This is a genomic window from Pantoea agglomerans (genome assembly GCF_021397715.1).
Taxonomy (GTDB): Bacteria; Pseudomonadota; Gammaproteobacteria; order Enterobacterales; family Enterobacteriaceae; genus Pantoea; species Pantoea astica.
The window spans coordinates 1-20209 of sequence record NZ_CP090208.1; the positions used below are offsets into that span (position 1 = coordinate 1).

General features: G+C 51.5%; 14 protein-coding genes. 10 read left to right on the plus strand and 4 right to left on the minus strand.

Features of this window, described 5'->3' with window-relative positions; genetic code table 11:
- The coding region (locus LZU96_RS19740) for a VOC family protein (protein WP_233988248.1) at window positions 1–846 on the plus strand (846 nt) is incomplete at its 5' end.
- Between the two features lie 438 nt (window positions 847–1284).
- Here the strand turns inward: LZU96_RS19740 and fhuE are convergent.
- Window positions 1285–3501 (minus strand): ferric-rhodotorulic acid/ferric-coprogen receptor FhuE, encoded by a 2217-nt coding sequence (fhuE, locus tag LZU96_RS19745; protein WP_233988249.1) that lies wholly within the window; start codon window positions 3499–3501, stop codon window positions 1285–1287.
- A gap of 453 nt (window positions 3502–3954) precedes the next feature.
- Between fhuE and pagP the strand changes: the two genes are divergently transcribed.
- Window positions 3955–4527, plus strand: a complete 573-nt coding sequence (pagP, locus tag LZU96_RS19750; protein WP_233988250.1) for a lipid IV(A) palmitoyltransferase PagP — start codon at window positions 3955–3957, stop codon at window positions 4525–4527.
- Between the two features lie 17 nt (window positions 4528–4544).
- Here the strand turns inward: pagP and LZU96_RS19755 are convergent, their stop codons facing one another.
- Window positions 4545–5645 (minus strand): tyrosine-type recombinase/integrase, encoded by a 1101-nt coding sequence (locus LZU96_RS19755; RefSeq protein ID WP_233988781.1) that lies wholly within the window; start codon window positions 5643–5645, stop codon window positions 4545–4547.
- 685 nt (window positions 5646–6330) lie between these two features.
- Here LZU96_RS19755 and LZU96_RS19760 point away from each other — a divergent pair.
- The 4 genes from LZU96_RS19760 (at window position 6331) to LZU96_RS19775 (ending at window position 8860) form a co-directional block, all read left to right on the plus strand.
- Complete coding sequence (locus LZU96_RS19760; RefSeq protein ID WP_233988251.1) at window positions 6331–6573, plus strand: hypothetical protein; 243 nt, start codon at window positions 6331–6333, stop codon at window positions 6571–6573.
- Between the two features lie 437 nt (window positions 6574–7010).
- Window positions 7011–7301, plus strand: a complete 291-nt coding sequence (locus LZU96_RS19765; protein WP_233988252.1) for a hypothetical protein — start codon at window positions 7011–7013, stop codon at window positions 7299–7301.
- A gap of 59 nt (window positions 7302–7360) precedes the next feature.
- Window positions 7361–7756 carry a cell envelope integrity protein TolA gene (gene tolA, locus LZU96_RS19770; protein WP_233988253.1) on the plus strand — a complete coding sequence of 132 codons (396 nt, stop codon included), beginning with the start codon at window positions 7361–7363 and terminating at the stop codon, window positions 7754–7756.
- Between the two features lie 645 nt (window positions 7757–8401).
- The gene (locus tag LZU96_RS19775; RefSeq protein ID WP_233988254.1) at window positions 8402–8860 is read left to right on the plus strand and encodes an Exc2 family lipoprotein; all 459 of its coding nucleotides are present in this window, start codon (window positions 8402–8404) and stop codon (window positions 8858–8860) included.
- Between the two features lie 431 nt (window positions 8861–9291).
- Here the strand turns inward: LZU96_RS19775 and LZU96_RS19780 are convergent, their stop codons facing one another.
- The gene (locus LZU96_RS19780; protein WP_233988255.1) at window positions 9292–10536 is read right to left on the minus strand and encodes an MFS transporter; all 1245 of its coding nucleotides are present in this window, start codon (window positions 10534–10536) and stop codon (window positions 9292–9294) included.
- 1247 nt (window positions 10537–11783) lie between these two features.
- On the opposite strand from LZU96_RS19780, the gene LZU96_RS19785 reads away from it, so the two are divergent.
- Window positions 11784–13955 carry a TonB-dependent siderophore receptor gene (locus LZU96_RS19785; RefSeq protein ID WP_233988782.1) on the plus strand — a complete coding sequence of 724 codons (2172 nt, stop codon included), beginning with the start codon at window positions 11784–11786 and terminating at the stop codon, window positions 13953–13955.
- 276 nt (window positions 13956–14231) lie between these two features.
- Here the strand turns inward: LZU96_RS19785 and LZU96_RS19790 are convergent, their stop codons facing one another.
- Complete coding sequence (locus LZU96_RS19790) at window positions 14232–16223, minus strand: BCCT family transporter (protein WP_233988256.1); 1992 nt, start codon at window positions 16221–16223, stop codon at window positions 14232–14234.
- A 353-nt stretch (window positions 16224–16576) separates the two neighbouring features.
- On the opposite strand from LZU96_RS19790, the gene LZU96_RS19795 reads away from it, so the two are divergent.
- The 3 genes from LZU96_RS19795 (at window position 16577) to LZU96_RS19805 (ending at window position 19958) form a co-directional block, all read left to right on the plus strand.
- The gene (locus tag LZU96_RS19795) at window positions 16577–17056 is read left to right on the plus strand and encodes an OsmC family protein (RefSeq protein ID WP_233988257.1); all 480 of its coding nucleotides are present in this window, start codon (window positions 16577–16579) and stop codon (window positions 17054–17056) included.
- 426 nt (window positions 17057–17482) lie between these two features.
- A complete protein-coding gene (locus LZU96_RS19800) occupies window positions 17483–17848 on the plus strand; it encodes a hypothetical protein (protein ID WP_233988258.1) in 366 nt (121 codons plus the stop codon).
- Between the two features lie 37 nt (window positions 17849–17885).
- Window positions 17886–19958 (plus strand): pyrroloquinoline quinone-dependent dehydrogenase, encoded by a 2073-nt coding sequence (locus tag LZU96_RS19805; RefSeq protein ID WP_409520448.1) that lies wholly within the window; start codon window positions 17886–17888, stop codon window positions 19956–19958.
- Window positions 19959–20209: the final 251 nt, after the last annotated feature.

Consider the following 20209-nt stretch of genomic DNA (forward strand, 5'->3'; position numbering starts at 1 on the left):
ATGTCTGTGCCTGTGCCGCAACCGATTCTCGATCATGCCGTGATTAATGTTGCCGATCAGCTTGATGCCGCCCAGGCGCTGTTCCGGCGGCTCGGTTTTCAGCTGACCGAACGCGGCCATCACTCGCTGGGTTCCAGCAATCATCTGGCGGTGTTCGGCGAAAATTACCTCGAACTGCTGGGCTATGAGCCGGGCAATGCCGGTCGGCGCGCCGATCTCTGGCAATCGCCGCCCGGTCTGAGCGGCCTGGTCTGGAAGAGCAGCGATGCGGAAAGTGAATATCAGCATCTGCAGCGTCAGGATCTGGATGGCGATCCCCCTGCCAGCTTTCACCGGCCGGTTACGCTGCCCGATGGGTCGGTGAGTGAAGCGCGTTTTCGCACCGTGCGGCTGCGTCCCTCTTTAATTCCCAACGGGCGCAGCTTTTTTTGTCAGCATCTGACGCCGGAGGCTGTCTGGCAACCGGCATGGCAGTCGCATCCGAATGGCGTACGCAATATCAGTGAGTTTGTGATTGTGGCGCAGGACCCGGCTTTATCGGCGCAGGTTTATAGCCATCTGTTTGGCAGCGCAAAAATCATCGCCTGCCCGGAAGGCGCATTTGTGCTGCGTGCTGGTGCCGCCACGGTGCGTTTTGCTTCGGCAGACTATGCGCAGCAACGATTTGGTCCGCTGCCGGAAGATTACGATGGCAGCGCGCGGATGGTGGCGCTGGGTTTTGTCACCGACGATCTGAACCGGGTAAAAACGGCGCTGCAGACGGGTGACGTCAGGTTTGAACAACAATCAGCGGCGATTCTGGTTGCAGCGGGACAGGGTTTTCATCTGGCTTTACGCTTTACCTGAGGGTGACAGCGGCCAGATCACTAAAAAACGCCTCTGCAGAGTCATGCTCGTCAGTTAAGCGACAGGTGATAACGCAGGCTGGTGCCGCTCAGGGGCTGGCGGTCCTCGCGCCGCTGCGCGGTTCCTTCACGTCATTCCTCTGCCTGACGGACCGGCGGGGATGGCACATCCTGTGCCGCCCCGCCTTTCGCCCGCGTCCTGCGGGCTCTCCTGGCCGACTCATTCTGTTCAGCGCTGCGGATTGCCTGCCCCTGATCGACCCCAGCCTGCTCTGAAACTTCAGTGCGTGCTGTTAAAAAGGGCGCTCCGGCCCGCATTGCGGCATGCTCACCCAGTAAAAAGGCTGCCACGTTTGACCGTGACAGCCTTTGCACATTTAAACTTCACTGCTGAGCACTACCTCTGCAGAGGCGTTTTTTCCTTCATCAATAAAGAGAATCAGAAGGTGTAGCTGGCGGTAACCGAGACGTTACGCGGTTCGCCATAAACCACGGAGCTGGCGACGTTGGTGTCATACTCTTTATCGAACAGGTTATTCAGGTTGCCCTGCAGCGTCAGGTTTTTGTTGACCTGATAGCGGGCAAACAGATCAACCAGCGCGTAGCTTCCCTGACGGGCGCGCCAGGTGCCGTTGCTTTCCGGCGCACCGACATCATTCCAGACGTGGGTTTGCCAGTTCACCCCGCCGCCCAGCGTCAGCTGTTGCAGCGCAGGCAGGCGATAGCTGGTGAACAGGTTAAAGCTGGTCTGCGGCAGTTGCGGGTTGAAAGTGCTGCCGTCACGGTTTTCCGCAATGTAACGCGTGCCGCCAAACGTCATCTGCCAGTAATCGGTTAATGCACCGTTGACTTCAAACTCAACGCCACGGCTGACCACGCCTTTACGGCCAATGTAGGCCACGTCACCGGAACCTTTTACCGTCTGGGTGGTGGCTTCGCCCACGTTATCCAGTTCGGTGCGGAACACCGACAGTGAGGTCGTAAAACGGCTGTTCATCCAGTCCGACTTCAGACCCGCCTCGTAGTTCTTACCGATCACCGGTGCCAGATACGATCCGTTGACGTCGCGATAATCCTGCGGCTGGAACACCGAGGTGTAGCTGGCATAAGCGGACCAGTTTTCCGCGAAGTCATAGATCAGCCCGCCGTAAGGGGTAGTGTTATTCTTCTCCAGCTCGCCAGTCAGCGTTTCACGGTTCCAGTTGGTGTAACGGGCACCCACGATCAAGTGCAGCGGATCGGCAAGTGAGATGCGGGTTGCCATATAAGTCGATTTCTGACGAACCAGCTGCGTGTCACTGGCAGGCAGCCGCGGCGTCCAGTCAGACTCAGGATACTGGCCGTTGAAATCATTGAAATTCCCCAGCGACTCAGAAGAGATATTTTCGAAGGTGCTGAAATATTTGTTGTCCTGACGGCTGTAGTTCACGCCGACCATCAGTTCATGCTGGCGGCCAAACAGTTCATAAGGACCGCTGGCAAAGGCATCAACAGCATCAACTTTGCGTTTGCCGGTGTTGTAACCGGTTCCGCCCACCACCGGGTAATTCGCGTAGGAGGAGTATCCGACGCCGGTGTTCTTATCGAAGAATCCATCCAGATAGAGCTGTTTACTGTCCAGTCGCATCTCGTTGTGCACACCGTTCAGCGTGATGTTCCAGCCGTTGTCGAAGTCCTGTTTCAGGTTAACAAAGAGTTTGCGGTTCTCTTTGTCGTTATAGGCCCAGTCCGGCGCGGTATTGTAACCACGACGGCTATGAATCTGGCTACCGTCGGTGTACCAGCGAGGCGCTCCGCCCCACATGGTGGCGTCCGTATTCACCTGGCTGAACTCATAGCCCACGGACAGCGTAGTGGAGTCGGTCAGATCGGCATCAACCACGCCATAAACAAACTGTTTTTTTGCGCCGTAACGCTCAATGAAACTGTTGTTATCCTGCCAGCCAGCAATCAGACGGCCACGCACGTTGCCGGATTCGCTCAGCGGCGCGGAAAGGTCAGCGACATAACGCTGTTTGTTCCAGCTGCCGTAGCTGGCGGAGACGGTGCCGCCAAACTCTTTGCTGTCGGCGTGCTTACGCACCATATTGATTGCCGCTGAAGGATTGCCCGGCCCGGTCAGCAGGCCGGTTGCACCCCGCACCACCTCGACCCGCTCATAGAGCGCCATATCGGTTTGCGCGTCGCCCAGGTTCCAGCGTGAGGCGAACGCAGTCGGAATGCCGTCCACCATGTAGTTGTCGATCATGAAACCACGGGCATAGTAGTTGGTGCGATCCATATCACCACTGATTCCGCGGATACCGGTGGTGTTAGAGAGCACATCATTTAGCGACTGAAGCTGTTGATCTTCCATTCGCTGCTTACTGACAATGCTGACTGACTGCGGCACATCGCGAACGGTACCGAGCATTTTAGTGCCGGCACGGGTGACCGGGACGCTGTAATCGGTGGCCGGCGAGCTGTCTGTTGCGCCGTCTGCCGCGGCTGTGGCGCTGACCGTCATAGTCTGACTGTCACTGGCGGCCGGTGTGGCTGTTTCAGCGGCGTAAGCACTTGTTTGCGCCAGCGAGGTGGCGATTATCGCGGCCAGTAGTGAGATGCGCAGCGGGGCTGAGGTGCCCGCTTCCCTGGCGTGCTGAACTTGAAAAGACATCGTTAATTCCTCAAATTTATTATGTTTTTTGCTGCCACTGTTCACGACCATGCTTCCTGCGGGCATCTGTGCCCTGCTTATGGTTTGAGGAACCAGAAACCTTTCCCTGAGCGCCTGAGCGCGGGTGTGATGTTGTATTTAAAACAAATGAGAAATATACGCATTGCGATTATCATTGCAAGATTTTGTTAGCAAATGATGCGAATTTATTCAGTAATCCGTGAGAATGAAGATTGAATTGCGGCGGGATCATTGCAGGGTATGAAAATAAAAAACCGGCTTAATTATTTCAGGGCGCAGAACGACATTTATTCCGGGCGAGTGTCATTTGGGAACGAAATTGGCGCGCTGATATCTTTTCATTGACCTGAGGTTGTCGTTTTTTATGCCAGAATGCCCGGCATTACGCTTTAGTTTGGCTTTTTCACAACACCAGATTCACAGGATACTGCTATGCGGTTATTTAAAAAACCGGGCGCACTGTTGGTTATTTTAAGTCTTTGCAGCGCTGGTTCAGTTCATGCCGGGACTATTTCGCAAAACCTCAGTGCAGGCTGGGACAATTTCAGTAATAAGGTCTCGACCACCTGGCAACAGCCCGATGGCACCGACTTCTATCTGCCCGCTATCACCTGGCACAACCGGGCAACCTACGATCGAGAACATATTGAAAAATATAATGAAAGACCGTGGGGTGCAGGCGGTGGGATTTCCCGTTACGACGAAAAAGGTAACTGGAATGGCCTCTATGTGATGGCATTTAAAGACTCCTATAATAAATGGGAACCCTTTGGTGGCTATGGCTGGGTAGCGACGTGGCGACCCCTTGCGAATGATAAATTTCACTGGGGTGCCGGTTATACCGCCGGCGTTACGGCCAGGCATAACTGGAAATATATTCCGGTGCCGGCAATCCTGCCGCTGGCGTCAGTCGGATACGGCAAGCTGGATTTTCAGATGACCTATATTCCCGGCACGCATAATAACGGAAACGTCTATTTTGCCTGGTTGCGTTATCATTTCTGACAGCCGTAACGGGATATTTAGCGCGACATCGCCATAACAGAGATCTCATTCAGGTTCAGCGTTTCGCCATCAAAGCGGTGACGTAAATCGGCATAACTTTCGCATCCAATGATCTGTTCAACCGCAGCGGAATAAGCATCCATTGCGCTGCGCATCTGTGTCAGGTAGTCGTGCGTATCATAGACACGGTCGATGCCTTCCAGTGCATGATTCATAATTTTCCTGGCGACATCGTTAGGGGTGTCCAGCGCGGAAAGTTTGGAGCGGGCCGTCCGGCGTAAATCGCGCGGCGTAAAAGGCTCCAGCCCCAATCCACGCGGGGCGCGGATCATACGGCGTAAGGCCTGATTCAGCGCCCCTTTCGACAGAGGAAGTTGAGGATCGCGCGGTGCCGGAACCAGCCAGGGCGAATCGCGATCGGCCGCCTGCATCAGCGCATCAATGCACATCCGCATCATCGGTGAAATCGGCAGAATATGTTCGCGCTGAGATTTATTACGGGTCCCCTGCTTCCACAGGCCGAGCGCCAGATCAAATTCCGCTTTCTGCGCCTGTACAATTTCATCTGGTCGACGCGCGCTGACCAGACACAACCGCAGCGCCCAGCGTGCCTGCTCCGATAACGCCCAGTTATCCAGTCCATGCCAGAACACCCAGATTTCCGCATCCGTCAGCTGACGACTGCGCGGTGGCGTCGCGCGTCCGGCGACATCACGCTTTTTCATCGAGGCGATCGGGGAGTGATCAAGATAGCCCTGCATCTCTGCCCAGGCGAGGAACTGCTTGGTCAACGCAAATACCCGTCGCGCCTCCTCTTTCTTGCCGTCAGCGATCAGAATGTTATAGAGACGGTTGAGTCGTAAACGGGTGATCGATTTAAGCGGTTGCGATCCAATATTCGGCAGAACATGTTTCAGCAGTGATGAGACGGCGATTTCCGGGCGGCGGCGGCTGATCAGCAGGGATAATTTGACCCAGACCTTCATCACCTGCTCAACTGAGCCTTCATCACCAAAATTATCCAGTTCACCTAATGAGGCTGTTCTCACCTGATCAAGCCAGATCAGTACATGGCGGCCGACATGAGGTGAACGTAATTCTGTTAGCGTCACAATGATCCTTTTACTGTTCCGTGCAGGCTGCGAAGTCACACAGTTTAGCGTCAGATCATTTATGACTCCAGACCTAATAAGTCTGGAGTCACAATGACGCGTTCTGATGAATTCTGGGCGAGTGATCAAGAACTTTATCCACGTCATACAACGCGCTGCTGGGTAAAAACTCACCCGCTGCAATGGTCAAAAACCCGATCAGAAACAGTCAGGAGGCCGGTTATCCGGACAACCACGCTATGATGGACTGGCAACAACGTCGCCGGTTGCTGTCTGCTGGTCCAACGAGCTTGTTTTTTGTCTTTGTAATCCTGCGACTCTATCGGAGCCTCAAGGCATGAGATGTGCACCACCCTCGTTCAGCAGCAGATATATGTATTGCTGTTCGCTAATCAGGATTGGTCTGTTGCCTGGATAATCAGAAATTCAAACAGGCCTGGTTGCTGATTCTTCAATGTGATCAAAGCCAAACGTTACAATTGCTGGTGACATCAGCTGCACACAGCATCGGAGAGTGACAGTCATCGCAAGCTGTTCCGGTTAAATGTTTTTTGCAATATGAATATATAAAGTTAAGCATATATTATTTTTTATTTACCCATGTCTATCCCAACCACAGAATATTTATCTGTACAGAAACCCACCGCAGCATTATAGTTTTTTCTCGGATAGTTTATTTATGGAGAAACAGATGGCTGAATTTTGTTTTTATAAAAAACATAACCAGGTCGCGGTAGTGAGTAAATCGGAGACTTCAAATGCCGCTTCCCTTGTCGGCGAGGGCTGGAAGAAAATGTTTGAAGAGGTCAGAGCCGCTGATGCAGAAAGTGCACTGGCCCGGTTAGCTGAAATACGTAAGGAGGAGATGGCCACAGAACGCTTTGTGATCTCAGGAACGGCATTCAGTGAGTTTCTGACAGCGTTCCTCAAGTAGTAACAGGTTACTTCACTCAACGTAAACACGCATATTTACTGGCAGAGTCAATGACAGTTAATAAGATCGTGGGGGTTTTTTCAGGGAACTTTCAGGCTGCCATTTCTTCATCTATGTTAACAATCATAATGCCCTGCATCAGAAAATAAACACTATAGCCTGATGCTTTTCATCATGAAAGACTTCATCTTGTATTAAATTTATCCTTACATTACAACGAGTTGTGTTAGTTATTTGCTCGGGTGGCATAGTGCTTGAGTTTTGTAGTTTCTATGCGGCTCTCTATCAACACAATATAAATGGAAATGATTCATGCTGGTGCTAATAGCTGCATTGCACGTATACTTTCATTGCCCGCATCAGCGTTCTTGGTGTATTCGGGTTTTCATTGTTATTATTCTGATATAAGAGGATTTATGAGCACAAGGAAATCTGTTATGCTGGCCTTTCTGGCTTTAGTTGTCGGTGGAGTGTTAGGATATATAGTCAATAATCTGACGATATCTAAATATAACACCATTAATGCCACCTGTACTCTGCTTAATGTGGCTGTAGATAATCATATGTTAAGTCCGGAGAAGATTGTTGAACTAGGACGCCTGACCAAAGAAAAACTTGGCGATGCCCAGTCTGCAAAAGCATTCAGCCTGAGTACTAAACAGATAAATGCAGCCTCTGAATCATCAAACTGCTCTCAGTTTATGGTTGGAATGAACCAGGTTAAATGATTCCGGAAGATCATTTCCTGTGCTGCGTTTAACATTAAATTTAACAGGGAGAGTTCAGAATGGTGCCAAAGAGAATTCGACTACTTGCGCTCTTAGCCCCTTTTTTTCTGGTGGCGTGTACCCTCTCTCAGAATAATGGCGTCAGTAAAAATATGCCTGCACAGCAGGGAAATGATCTCCTTTCGATGGCCAGTCCGGCAGGCCGCTATGCCGTCGTTATTCAACGAGCCGTTGAAAAAAAAATGTATCAACCGGATGCCTGGCGGGGAAAAGTCTGCACGGTCAGAATGTCGCTCCGACGTGATGGCGTAGTCGAAAATGCAGTTGCAGAAAGCGGTGACGCCAGACTGTGTAAAATGGCTCTATCTGCCGTAAAGCGAGCTGAGATCCCTCCTGCGCCTGATGAAGCAACGTGGAAGTTATTTAGAAACGCTCCGCTGGAATTCAGGCTGTAGTGTGATCCTTATCATTCAGCCCTGAATCAGGAATCACAAAAGGCCCTTCTCGCAGTCAACACGCGACAACAGGAAAAATATCGGTATAAGGCGTATAAGCAAAAGCCCATGCGATAACAGTCTTTATAAAACGAATAAGAGGAGATAGTCTGTTTCAGAATGAGCAAGGCGCCTGGAATAACTAAATTTGCATAGAAAAAAACTCTCTATACGCAGGCTTTATCAGCAAGAAATTGTGGTTTGCGGATGTGTAAAATCAGGAGTTCAAATAAAGTTATCGCGGATGCCAGGCATTGAAGAAGGTATCTTCTTATCGCACTCAGCATAAAAAATATAAACCGATTCGGATGAGAAAATTTTAATTCATACTCTTCTCTGACGGCCCTCTGTTGTTAAGGGTATTCCTGATGCGTTATGAGAAACGCATCAGGTATTATGAAATTCTGAGCAGGTTTATTCATTGGGTCTGCAGAGATTTCTGAAACTTTGGTTAGTATCCACTATTTTTCTTTACGTCATAACCTTGCAAGCGTCATTATTCAATCTCTCTTGCTGTAAGCCGCAACACGGTTGCATATGAAGAGTAATTTCATCGAAGTCAGTAACAATCGTTGATTAAAAAGATATAAATATATGGACATAACTATGATTGATACCCGGAAACCCTTATATATCGGTCTGCTGCTGACGGCAGCTATGCTAAGCGGTTGTACGGCCGAAACCAGTCTGGAAAGAAATGCTCACCATACCGCCTCACAGATAGCTAAACTCCATTTTGACCCCAATACGCGTCCACTCACTGCTGATAATTATCGGATAGCAAAGCAGTTCCTGAGTCAGTTTTATGAGCTGGGTAAACAGGATCGTGCCGCTGGCCTGAGCGAAGAGCAGGCACAGCAGCGTGTAAATAGTTTTACGGCGGTCCGGCAAACTCAGCAGGGCGATCAGATCGATGAATCTTGTACGAGCCCTTTTAGCGCCGCCGCACAGAAAAGTAACTTCCTTAAGCAATCCTTCAGCGCAGACCGGCCGCAGAAACGGGCTGAAATAATGTTAGAAAGCGCCACAAAAAGCTACTGGGATGGCTTTAACGGACGTTTATAGTCGCAGCCAATGCGCGCGGTTGAAAAGGCCGCGCCATCATGTTTTAGCATCAGCCGCAGTCTGTTTCGATCATCCTGACGAAATCAGAAAGAAGCCTGGTTGAGGGTTTAAATATTCTCTGGCCGGGCTCCGATACTGCCGCAGGGTCATCATCATAAGGAAGGACTGAGCGGGTATAAGAGGCAGTGCTGCTGCAACTCCGCACCGGCTTAACTCTTCAATGAAGCCAGTATTGAATACCGAAGCAGCAAGATTGATTCCAGATCCTTTCTGACACTGGAAATTTTGTTTTGAACGGGCTCAGGCTTTTGGATGGCGCAATATACAGCTCAGCCAGCGAAAAGGTCGTGACGTTATCGCTGGCTGAGCTGTAATTGCGGGGTCCGTTCAATACGTAAAAGCAGCCCCGCCGGATGCTTCTCGTTGCCGGATTAATTAGCTGAAGGACGTAACGCTACCAATACCCCTTTGCCACTTAACGTAAAGACAGAGATAAAGGTAAACAACAGCGCGGTCAGCCCCAGGACCAGGTAAGCGCCGTGAAAACCCACGCGGTCATACATAAATCCAGCGAACAGCGACATGAAAATCATCGCCAACTGTTTGAAAAAACAGAAGCAGACGAGATAAATAGTGGCTGAGAACTTCACTTCAAACTGAGTAGTAATATATTTAAAGCAGCCGACGATTAAAAAAGGCACTTCAAACATATGGAGTGATTTAAGCAACACCACTTCTACTGCCGTAGTGGCAAATGACGAGCCGATAATACGTACCGACATGATCGTTCCGGCCAGCAGGAGTGCATTTTTACCGCCGATGCGGTTCACTATTAACGGGGCAAAAAACATGATGCAGGCATTGAGCAGTTCCCCCATCGTGGTGACATAACCAAACACCCTGGTTCCCTGATCGGCGCTGCTAAAAAATGAGGTGAAAAAGTTGGCAAACTGCTGATCAAATACATCGTAAGTGCAGGAAACACCCACAACGTAAAGTGTTAAGAACCATAATTTCGGTTGTCTGAACAATTGCATCACCAGACGCAGGCTGAACTGAGATTGGTTTGCGCCCAGTGAGTCGGCCACCTCTGCTGATGATTGTGCCTGAGGTCTGGAAAGAAACAGTAAAATGGCGAGGATCACCGCACATCCGGAACCGAGCCAAAAAATAAACTGGTTATTAATGGTGAACATGATACCGACAATAGACGCGCAGAGCGCCCAGCCTACACAGCCAAACAGGCGCGCACGACCAAATTCGAACTGGCTACGCCGACTGACACGCTCAATGTAGGCTTCAATCGCAGGCGCGCCAGCGTTGTAGATAAAACCGAGATAGATACCGCCGACAATTGAGCCTAACAAAATATGAGTTTGCAGTAGCGGACCAAACACGTAGATAAAGAATGGAGCAAACATCACCAGCATTCCGGTGATAATCCATAATAAATGCTTTTTCAGCCCCAGTTTGTCAGACAGTAAACCAAATACTGGCTGGAACAGTAACGAAAAGAAAGAGATTGCGGCGAAGATAATACCGGTATCGCTTTTACTGATGTGATTAATATCATGTAACCAGATAGGGAAGAACGGGAAATAGGCTCCCATGATGAAGAAGTAGAAGAAAAAGAACAGCCCGAATATCCAGAAATTATTATTCTTTAAGTAATACATGATTACATCCTTTTTTAATAACTAAAGCGTCCGGGAAATCTGCCAGCCTTGAGACCCTGGTATAAGACGGCTGATGAGGCATCCTGTTGCATGTCGGACCGGGCCTGCCCCGTGCCGAGGATGGGTTAAACGCAAAACAGGCTGTTGTGCCGGAACCGTTGGCAAAGTAACCTTCAGTACTGTGAGCGAGTAACATTTTTAAGCCATTACCTGTGTGAGTTGTGAGCGCTTCATCGTGATCCTCCTGCCAGACTCACCTTCTGTTGAGCCTGAAAACAGCCTGCTCGTGCTTGTAGCAGAGAGGTAATGGCATGCTGCCAGCACGCTTCAGAACACCAAAGCCGCTGTGATAGTGGAGATTTTTAACTCGCTTCCACCCTGTTCTGCCTGTAATGCCAGGAGATTGCTGAGATTACAGGTAAGAGACACGACGAGCCTCTGCTCAGGCTAAATACGCTGTTGCATGATGCTTTGTGCGTCGGCAACCGTGCTGCATTAAGGTAGCGTCCTCCATGATCACTGCCTTTTTCTGATTGTGATGCGCTCACATTTCTGGGGGTACAATAGAGTTTGGCTGTTATTGAAGTAAAGCGTGCTCTGGGTATTAGGTGACGAGGGTCACAGTTTAAGCCGGTTTTATACCGACATTGTTCACTGATCAGCAGAGAGCCGGGCCCGCATCTGCTCATTGGTCATTGGTCATTGGTCATTGGTCATGATCTTATTCCGCAGCACCACCTGGCCCACAACCTCATAACTTCTTGCGTGGATCATCACCGCCCTACTCGTCGGCTATACATTGTTAGCGCCTATCGAGGCGTTATCCTGTTGCCGGTTAATCCTCTCTCTTTGTCGTCACCAGAATCGGATTTTGCGGAAGTTTCACGCAGCGTTGATCGCTGGCGGTTTTCTGGTTCATTGAATAACGGCCTGCGCCAACACAGGCAGCGTGTCCGCGGCTGGCTGAAACGCCATTGCGGCAGATGTTGCCTGGCTAATCCGGAATGCGGCAGGACCACGTTGTGCGCTGGGATTACGCACTGCGTAGCCTGATTTCTGCGTGTGGTCTGGCGCGCTGAATGCTGGGATATGATTCTGCACTTCTCCTCAAGCCCTTCCCTTATGCATCGCAAGCGATAACGGAAAAGTTCCCGATTATAGTTGTAAAATGATAATCATTATCATTATTATACGCATTTGCTTACATACCTTAACGATTCAGGGAGATTTTCTAAGTGAATGTAACTATGCATGTCCGGAAGCGCCCCGTTGCGCTGCTGCTGGCGGGAATATTAAGTTCTTCCGCCTCTGCCGCGAACGACGCTGAGACAGAAATGCTGGCCGACGACCAGACTATGCTGGTCACTGCTGAACAGGAGTTAAAGCAACAGCCTGGCGTCTCGGTGATTACCGCGCAGGATATTGAAAAGAACCCGCCGGTTAATGACCTGTCCGACATCATCCGCAAAATGCCGGGTGTTAACCTCACCGGCAACAGCGCCAACGGCGTCCGCGGCAATAACCGCCAGATCGACATTCGCGGCATGGGACCGGAAAATACCCTGATTCTGATTGATGGTGTACCGACGACCTCAAGAAACTCAGTGCGTTACAGCTGGCGTGGCGAGCGGGATTCGCGCGGTGACTCTAACTGGGTACCGGCGGAAATGGTTGAGCGCATCGAAGTGATCCGTGGGCCGGCGGCTGCCCGTTATGGCTCTGGCGCTGCCGGTGGCGTGGTCAATATTATCACAAAGCGCCCGACGGATGACTGGCATGGCTCGCTGTCGCTGTTCACCAATCAGCCGGAAGATGACAAAGAAGGCGCTACCCGCCGCGCCAACTTTAATCTCAGCGGTCCGCTGGCCGGTGACGCGCTTACCATGCGGTTCTACGGCAACATCAATAAAACCGACAGTGATGCTTTTGATATCAACCAGTCGCAGAATGGTTCTGCCGCCGCCGGACGCGAAGGCGTGCGCAATAAAGATATTAATGGCGTACTCTCCTGGAAATTAACGCCGTTGCAGGTGATTGATTTCAGTTACGGTTACAGCCGTCAGGGCAATATATATGCTGGCGATACCCAATACAGCAACGGTGCGGGCAATGCTCTGATTGAATCGCTGGATGGTTCAGAAACTAACCGTCTTTATCGTCAGACCTATGGCATTGCCCACAACGGGATCTGGGATTGGGGCCAGTCGAAACTGACCTTCAATTATGAAAAAACCAACAATACCCGCCTCAACGAAGGAACCGCAGGCAGCGGTGAGGGACGAATTAACAGCACGACGTTCTCCACCAGCCGCTTCGAGAGTTACCGCGCCGGTGGCGAAGTCAGTTTCCCGCTGGAGATAGTGCGGGAACAGACGGTGACGCTGGGTGCTGAGTGGAATCGCGACGAGTTAAACGATCCCAACTCAATGAATGGCACCAGCGCACCCGGCGTCTCTATTGGTGGGATCAATGGCGATGCAGGTAGCCGCAACAGTAAAAACAGCGCGACTCTGAGTTCGCTTTATTTCGAGGATAATATTGCCGCCACCGACAGCACGGAGCTGATCCCGGGTCTGCGTTTTGATTATCACGATACCTTTGGCGCGAACTGGAGTCCGTCGCTCAATATTTCCCAGGGACTGGGCGAGAACTTCAAACTCAAGGCCGGTATTGCCCGTGCGTTTAAAGCCCCTAACCTCTATCAGTCAACGGAAGGCTATTTACTGGCGACCCGCGGCAACGGTTGCCCGATCGGTATCGGCGGGAGTTGTTATTTGCTGGGCAACGAGAACCTTGATCCTGAAGTCAGCGTAAATAAAGAGCTGGGCATTGAGTTTAGTCAGGATGGCTATATTGCCGGGATCACCTGGTTCCGTAACGATTATAAGAACAAAATCGTGGCGGGCACCGAGCGGATTGGTTTTGCCTCCAACGGCAATAATATCCTGCAGTGGAGCAACGGCGGTAAGGCAGTGGTAGAAGGTCTGGAAGGGAATATGACGATTCCGTTAGTGCGCGATGCGCTGGAATGGCGGACCAACGCGACCTATATGATTGAGTCGAAGGATAAAGAGACCGGAAATCCGCTGTCGATCATCCCGGAATACACCATCAACACGATGCTCGACTGGCAGGTGACAGAGGATTTTTCCACCAGCCTGAACTGGACGATGTATGGCCGTCAGAAACCGCGTGAAAATGCAGAATCGCGTACCGAAGCCAGTTCACTGTCGACGCGTGAAGTCGGAGCCTATTCAGTATTTGGGCTGAATCTTAACTACGACGTCACCAAAAATCTGCGTGCTAATGCCGGTATCAATAACCTGCTCGATAAGCGTATTTACCGTGAAGCCGAAGGTGCATCCACCTACAACGAGCCGGGCCGTGCCTATTACGCCGGTCTGACTCTCTCTTTCTGATCCTGATTGCGACAGGCGCTTCCATTCGGAAGCGCTTTTTCTTGCCGTAGGTCTGACTCTCTTTCCTGATTGTCTCTTCTTCAGTCTGTTCTCACCGATATCTATTAATGCACTAGCGTGACGTTGTCACCTAATTTGATACTGGAGCTGCTATGACGCGGAAATAATCTTATTGATTAAACCCGGAAAGGAAGCGCTGAAACCGCGTCGATCTGTGGAACTGAAAGGTATGAATAGAGGCAAAGACAGCCTGGCTCAGTGAGCCAGGCCCGGTGATTAACGTACCAGATGCAGGAAATGCAGGTGTTTTTCGTACTGATCAAGAATATCGTTGATAATCTGCTCCTGCGTCCAGCTCATCACATCGTAATCCTGCCCGCCCTCTTTCAGGTAGACCTCTGCACGGTAGTAGCGATGCTCTTCTTTTTTCTCATCGCCTAATCCGGCCAGGGCAAAGGTAGGCTGAATATAGGAACGAAGCCGCACTTCATAAACAAAGTTGAGTTCATTTCCCAGATCCACTTCAAAATGCACCCGATCGTCTGCACTGTCATTAATGTGAGAAACGGTACTTTGCTTCAGCAGTTCGCCGCTGACCATATGCATGGCAGGCTGAATCACTTCATTCATAAAGCGTTTCACGTTTGAACGCTTGGGGAAATAAGCAATATTCCGCAACCGGCGTTGCCACGAAATCGGGTTTCGTGAAGCTGGCGAGGCGATGGTGGTGATCTGCTTACTCTCGCGTTTGTAATAATCAATGCGCAGCGCTTTGAACAGCCCGTATATCGACGTCAGAAGTATAATGGCAAAGGGCAACGCACTGGCGATGGTCACCGTTTGCAGCGCTTTCATGCCGCCTGCCAGTAACAGCACGATGGCAACAACCCCCATCATTGATGCCCAGAAAATACGCTGCCAGACCGGCGTGTTATCGGTGCCTCCTGACGCTAAGGTATCAACCACCATCGCGCCGGAATCAGCGGACGTCACGAAAAAGACGACTACCATGGCCATAGCAATAAACGACAGTACCGAGCTGAAGGGGAAATGCTCAAGGAAGTTAAATAACGCGAGGGTCTGATCGGACTGTACGGTCTCTGCCAGATCGCGTGCTCCTTTACTCACGATCAGCCAGATCGCGCTGTTACCGAAAAATGTCATCCACAGCAAGGTGAAACCGGCTGGCACAAACAGTACGCCGGTTACGAACTCACGAATGGTGCGTCCACGCGAAACGCGGGCAATAAACATCCCGACGAAGGGCGACCAGGCCAGCCACCAGCCCCAGTAAAACAGGGTCCAGCCTCCCAGCCATTTGCTGGATTTGGGCTCATAGGCATACAGGTTAAAGGTCTTGTTCACTATTTCTGAAAGGTATCCGCCGGTATTCTCAACAAACGATTTCAGCAGCAGAACCGTTGGCCCCATCGCACCCACCAGAACCAGCAACAGCACCGCCAGCGTCAGGTTGATTTCTGAAAGTATGCGGATCCCTTTATCCAGTCCCGACACCACCGACAAGGTGGCGAGGCCGGTAATAACCACAATCAGTATGACCTGGATGGTTTGGTTAACCGGAACCCCGAAGAGGTGGTTGAGCCCGGCATTAACCTGCAAAACACCATAACCCAGCGAGGTTGCTACACCGAGCACGGTACCGATAACGGCAAAAACATCGACGGCATGCCCTATCGGCCCATAAATTTTTTCGCCAATAATCGGATAGAGTGCCGATCGCAGCGTCAGCGGCAGGCCGTGACGATAACTGAAGAAGGCCAGTATCAATGCCACGATGGCATAGATTGACCAGGCATGCAGTCCCCAGTGAAAGAACGTGATGCGGAGTGCCTCCTTGGCGGCCTCAACGCTCTCCGGCGTGCCTGACGGCGGCGCCATGTAATGCATCACCGGCTCGGCTACGCCAAAAAACATCAGTCCTATGCCCATGCCGGCTGAAAACAGCATGGCAAACCACGATAGGTAGCTGAAATCGGGTTCAGAGTGATCGGGACCTAGTTTGATGTCACCAAACCGGGACATGCCCAGATAGGCGACGCTCATGAGTATCAGGGCAACAGTCAGAATGTAAAACCAGCTGGCATTGGCGAAGATGCCGCTTTGCAGCGCGCTGAGCTGCTTGTCGGCTTGTTCAGGGAAAATGGCAGCAAAAGCAACGATGATAAAGATCAATATGGCGGAGCTGTAAAACACCGGCGGATTGATTTTACTTCGCTGAGTGTGCTCTGTTATTTTTGATTGAGACATATAACCTCTCTGCTGGTGCATTTCTGAATGTAACAGCCATTATGGCAGAGCATATTATAATTTCAGGGAAGGATCGGATTTTTATAGTTTTTTTTCCCCCTACCGACTATTCCCGACAGGAGGCGTTACCGTCACTGCGGGTCGATGCGCGGGTTAACGGCGGCTGAAAAGACCCACCTTCACGACCGCGGGCAGATGATGACAAAAGTTCCTGCTGACCCTTCACGCAGAGGAATGGCTGCAGCATTCACCGGCTTGCTTCAGGTATCGTTCATTGCGTATCAACAACAGTGGCCGATGCTTCATAGATTATCAGTCTATATCTTCATCATGCAGAGGAGTTCGGCAAAATAATGGAACACAGTTATAGATCACATATCGCGTGGACAGGTAACAGAGGCACGGGCACATCAGGCTATCACTCCTATGCGCGGACATGGGATATCGCCATAACCGGCAAGGAAATCGTTCATTGCTCTAATGACCCATTGCTGGGCGGCGATCCGGGTAAAATGAACCCTGAAGATCTCCTGTTATCCTCGCTTTCAGCCTGCCATATGCTTTGGTATCTGCATCTCGCCTCCGATGCGGGCATCACCGTCGTGGATTATGAAGATTCACCGGTAGCCACAGGTGAAGTTTTAAAAGGGGGAGCAGGCCGCTTTATTTCAGCCATACTCAGGCCAAAAATTACGGTCCTGGCGGGGACAAATATCGATGCGGCAACGGCTATTCACCATGAAATTCATAAAGTCTGTTTTATTGCCAGATCGGTGAATTTTCCTGTTTTCTACCAGCCTGAATTTATCATCACTCCTTTGCCCTCTCCTTAATACCGATCTTTCATTACGTGGATGCCGGCTCTGTAAACCGGCACCCACCAGCAGAGATGGCGGCGATGCGTCTATTATTTGCCGCAAGCGGCATGGCTGATATCCCGACTGGTTAATAACCGCCGTTTGAACTGTGGCTGTGGGTCGAGGCGTTATAATTTGATCAAAAAGGCATCATTAATACGCACAATTAAAATAGCCATGGTTGATGCTAAGTCCGGTTTGTCAGCCATCGTGAATGCGATATCCGGTTGAGTCCCCCCAATAAGAAACCATCTTCTATACTCTGTTACGTTTAGTTAACTTTGCCGCTGTTCATCGTGCTGCGTCGGTTTTTTTAATCACCGTTTTGCGCGAAAGCTGCTGCCTGAACCCTTCAATACGCCATATTTACTCTTTGTACATTTCAACGGGGGACGTCCTGATATGTCGCAATCTCAACCCTCACGCCTGGGCAGCTTACTGCTGTTGCTGGCAGCCGTGATCGGCTTCGCGGTGGCTTTATACGCGTGGCTGACACCTCTCACCGGTGTTACCGGGACTATCGGAGCTCTGGGTGTGGCCATCGCCAGCGCCGTACTGGCGTTACTGACCTTTCTTTTACGCGGCGCATCCCGCCGCGGCGCGCGCACTACGCTGATTGTTATCGTTTTTCTGATGCTATTCGCGATTGGTTTTGCAGCTGCGCTACTGCATCAGTACATCATTACGGCAGCAATGGTGGTCGGCCTGATTGGTCTGATTACGCTGAGCCGCAATTCCGTTCGTCACAATCATCGCGTCAGAGCCTGAGGAGCTGCCCGTGCATAATGATCTCTATTCTCCATTAATGAAAGTCAGCATCACGGCGCTGGCGCTGCTGTGCATACCAGTGACGCAGGCGCAGAAGCAGGATAACGCTGCTGAAGCCTCTATGGGCACCCAGGAAAAACTTAATGTGGATTCCGCTAATCAACAGGCGCCGGGAACCACTGAAACCACGGAAGAGGCGTCCACCGGCAAGCGTGACGGGCAGAAAGTCGAGTCTGCCAGTTCCGCCGCCAGCTCACTGGTGCCCTCTTCTGCCACCTGGGACAGCTTCCATGGTCAGCTCAACGCACAAAAATATAGTCCGCTGAAACAGATCACTGCGGATAACGTCAGCAATCTGAAGAAAATCTGGGAATTTCATACCGGAGATGTCTCGGATGGCAAAGGTGACATCCCTGCCACCGTCTGGTCAGCAACGCCCATTTTTGCCAACCAGACGCTCTACATTGGTACTCCGTTTGATCGCCTGATTGCGCTGGACCCCGGTACAGGTAAAGAAAAGTGGCACTATGACACCAAATCCTCGCGCAAAGCTCTGACGCAGCCGGTACTGAAGAACCGCGGCGTCTCCTACTGGCAGGCCAGACAACCGGCTGCCGGACAAGCGTGTCAGAAGATCGTCTATATGGGGACCGTAGATGGCAAGCTCTTTGCGCTGGATGCCGATTCGGGGAAACCATGCAGTAACTTTGCTGACAACGGCGTGCTGGACCTTAATCAATGGAACACGGTTAACGCTAAATACCCGCTATCTGTGCTGCAGCCGCCCACCGTCGTCGGCAACCATCTGCTTGTGGGCTGGGCTGGCAAAGACTGGGCTTATGCTGAAGCGCCTCCGGGCACTGTGTTTTCAATTAATGCGCAGACCGGCGAACGCGAATGGACTTTTGACGCTATTCCGGCCGAAATCCGCAAACGCACCGGTACCGCCAACGTCTGGACACATATGTCTGCCGATGAGGCGCATGGCCTGGTCTATCTGCCGGTCTCATCCCCGTCTCCCAACTACTGGGGCGGTAACCGCGTCGATCCGATTCCGCTCGGCACCTCTACCACCGCGCTGGACATCAACACCGGTAAAGTGGTCTGGTCGCGCCAGTGGGTGCATCACGACGTGTGGGATTACGATATCAACTCGGCACCCACGCTGATGGATATCACCGTCAACGGCAAAAAGATCCCGGCGCTGATCCAGGCGACCAAGCAGGGTTTTCTGTTTGTGGTGAACCGTCTGACGGGTGAGGATGTCTGGCCTATAGAAGAGCGTCCGGTGCCTCAGGGCGATGGTTCGGTGCAGGGCGAAGTACTTTCGCCAACACAACCATTCCCGACTAAACCTGCGCCACTGCTCGATCAATCGAAAAAGCCAGAGATCTGGAAACTGGCGGATATGGTGGGTGCCGGCCAGTGTTCACGACTGTGGGATAAGCTGACCTATGAGGGAATGTACACGCCACCCACTACCAGGGGCGAAGGGACGCTAACCTATCCGGACAGTGCCGGGGGCGTTCAGTGGGGCGGCGTGGCGTATGATCCACAAAAACAGATTGCTATCGTGAACACCTCTCACATTGTGCAGTATGTGAAGCTCTATAGCCGTGAAGATTACGACAAAGCGGATAATGGTTCCGGCAACGAGAGCGGTTTTGCCCCGCAGGAAGGCGCGCCTTATGGGCTGCGTCTGATGGTGGCGAACAACTGGCTGGGTATGCCGTGCTGGCAGCCACCCTTTGGTGAAATCGTGGCGCTGGATATGCATACGGGTGACGTAAAATGGCGTCGTCCGGTTGGCGCTTCGCAGCAGTATGGCTTCTTTATGCCAGAAAGCTGGGGCTCACCCACCATTGGCGGTCCGGCTGTGACCGCGGGTGGCGTGATCTTTATTGGTGCCTCAATGGATGCCAAAGTTCGCGCTTACTCAGTGGATAATGGTGAAGAGCTGTGGTCCGATCAGGTTGAAGCACCTGCGGTAGCGAATCCATCGGTCTATGAGTATAAAGGCCGTCAGTATGTCGCCTTTGTCGCGGGGGGGAATACTATTCTCAAGGATCAGGTGGGCGATCAGGTGGTGGTTTATGCGCTACCGGAATAGTCGTTTATAAAAATATTAATGGAAACAGAATGGGGCCTCAGCGCCTAATGCCTGTCAGTTAAGGTTAAATGTGCAAAGGCTGTCACGGTCAGACGTGGCAGCTTTTTTGTCTGGGCGAGCGTGCCGGAGTGCGGGCCTGAGCACCTCTGCTGCTGCCGGGCCGTCCTCGCGCCGCTTCGCGGTACCTTCGGCTTTGACGTCGTGCCGACGAACCGTTCGGGGATCGGCCTTCCCTGGCCGGCCCCGAACTC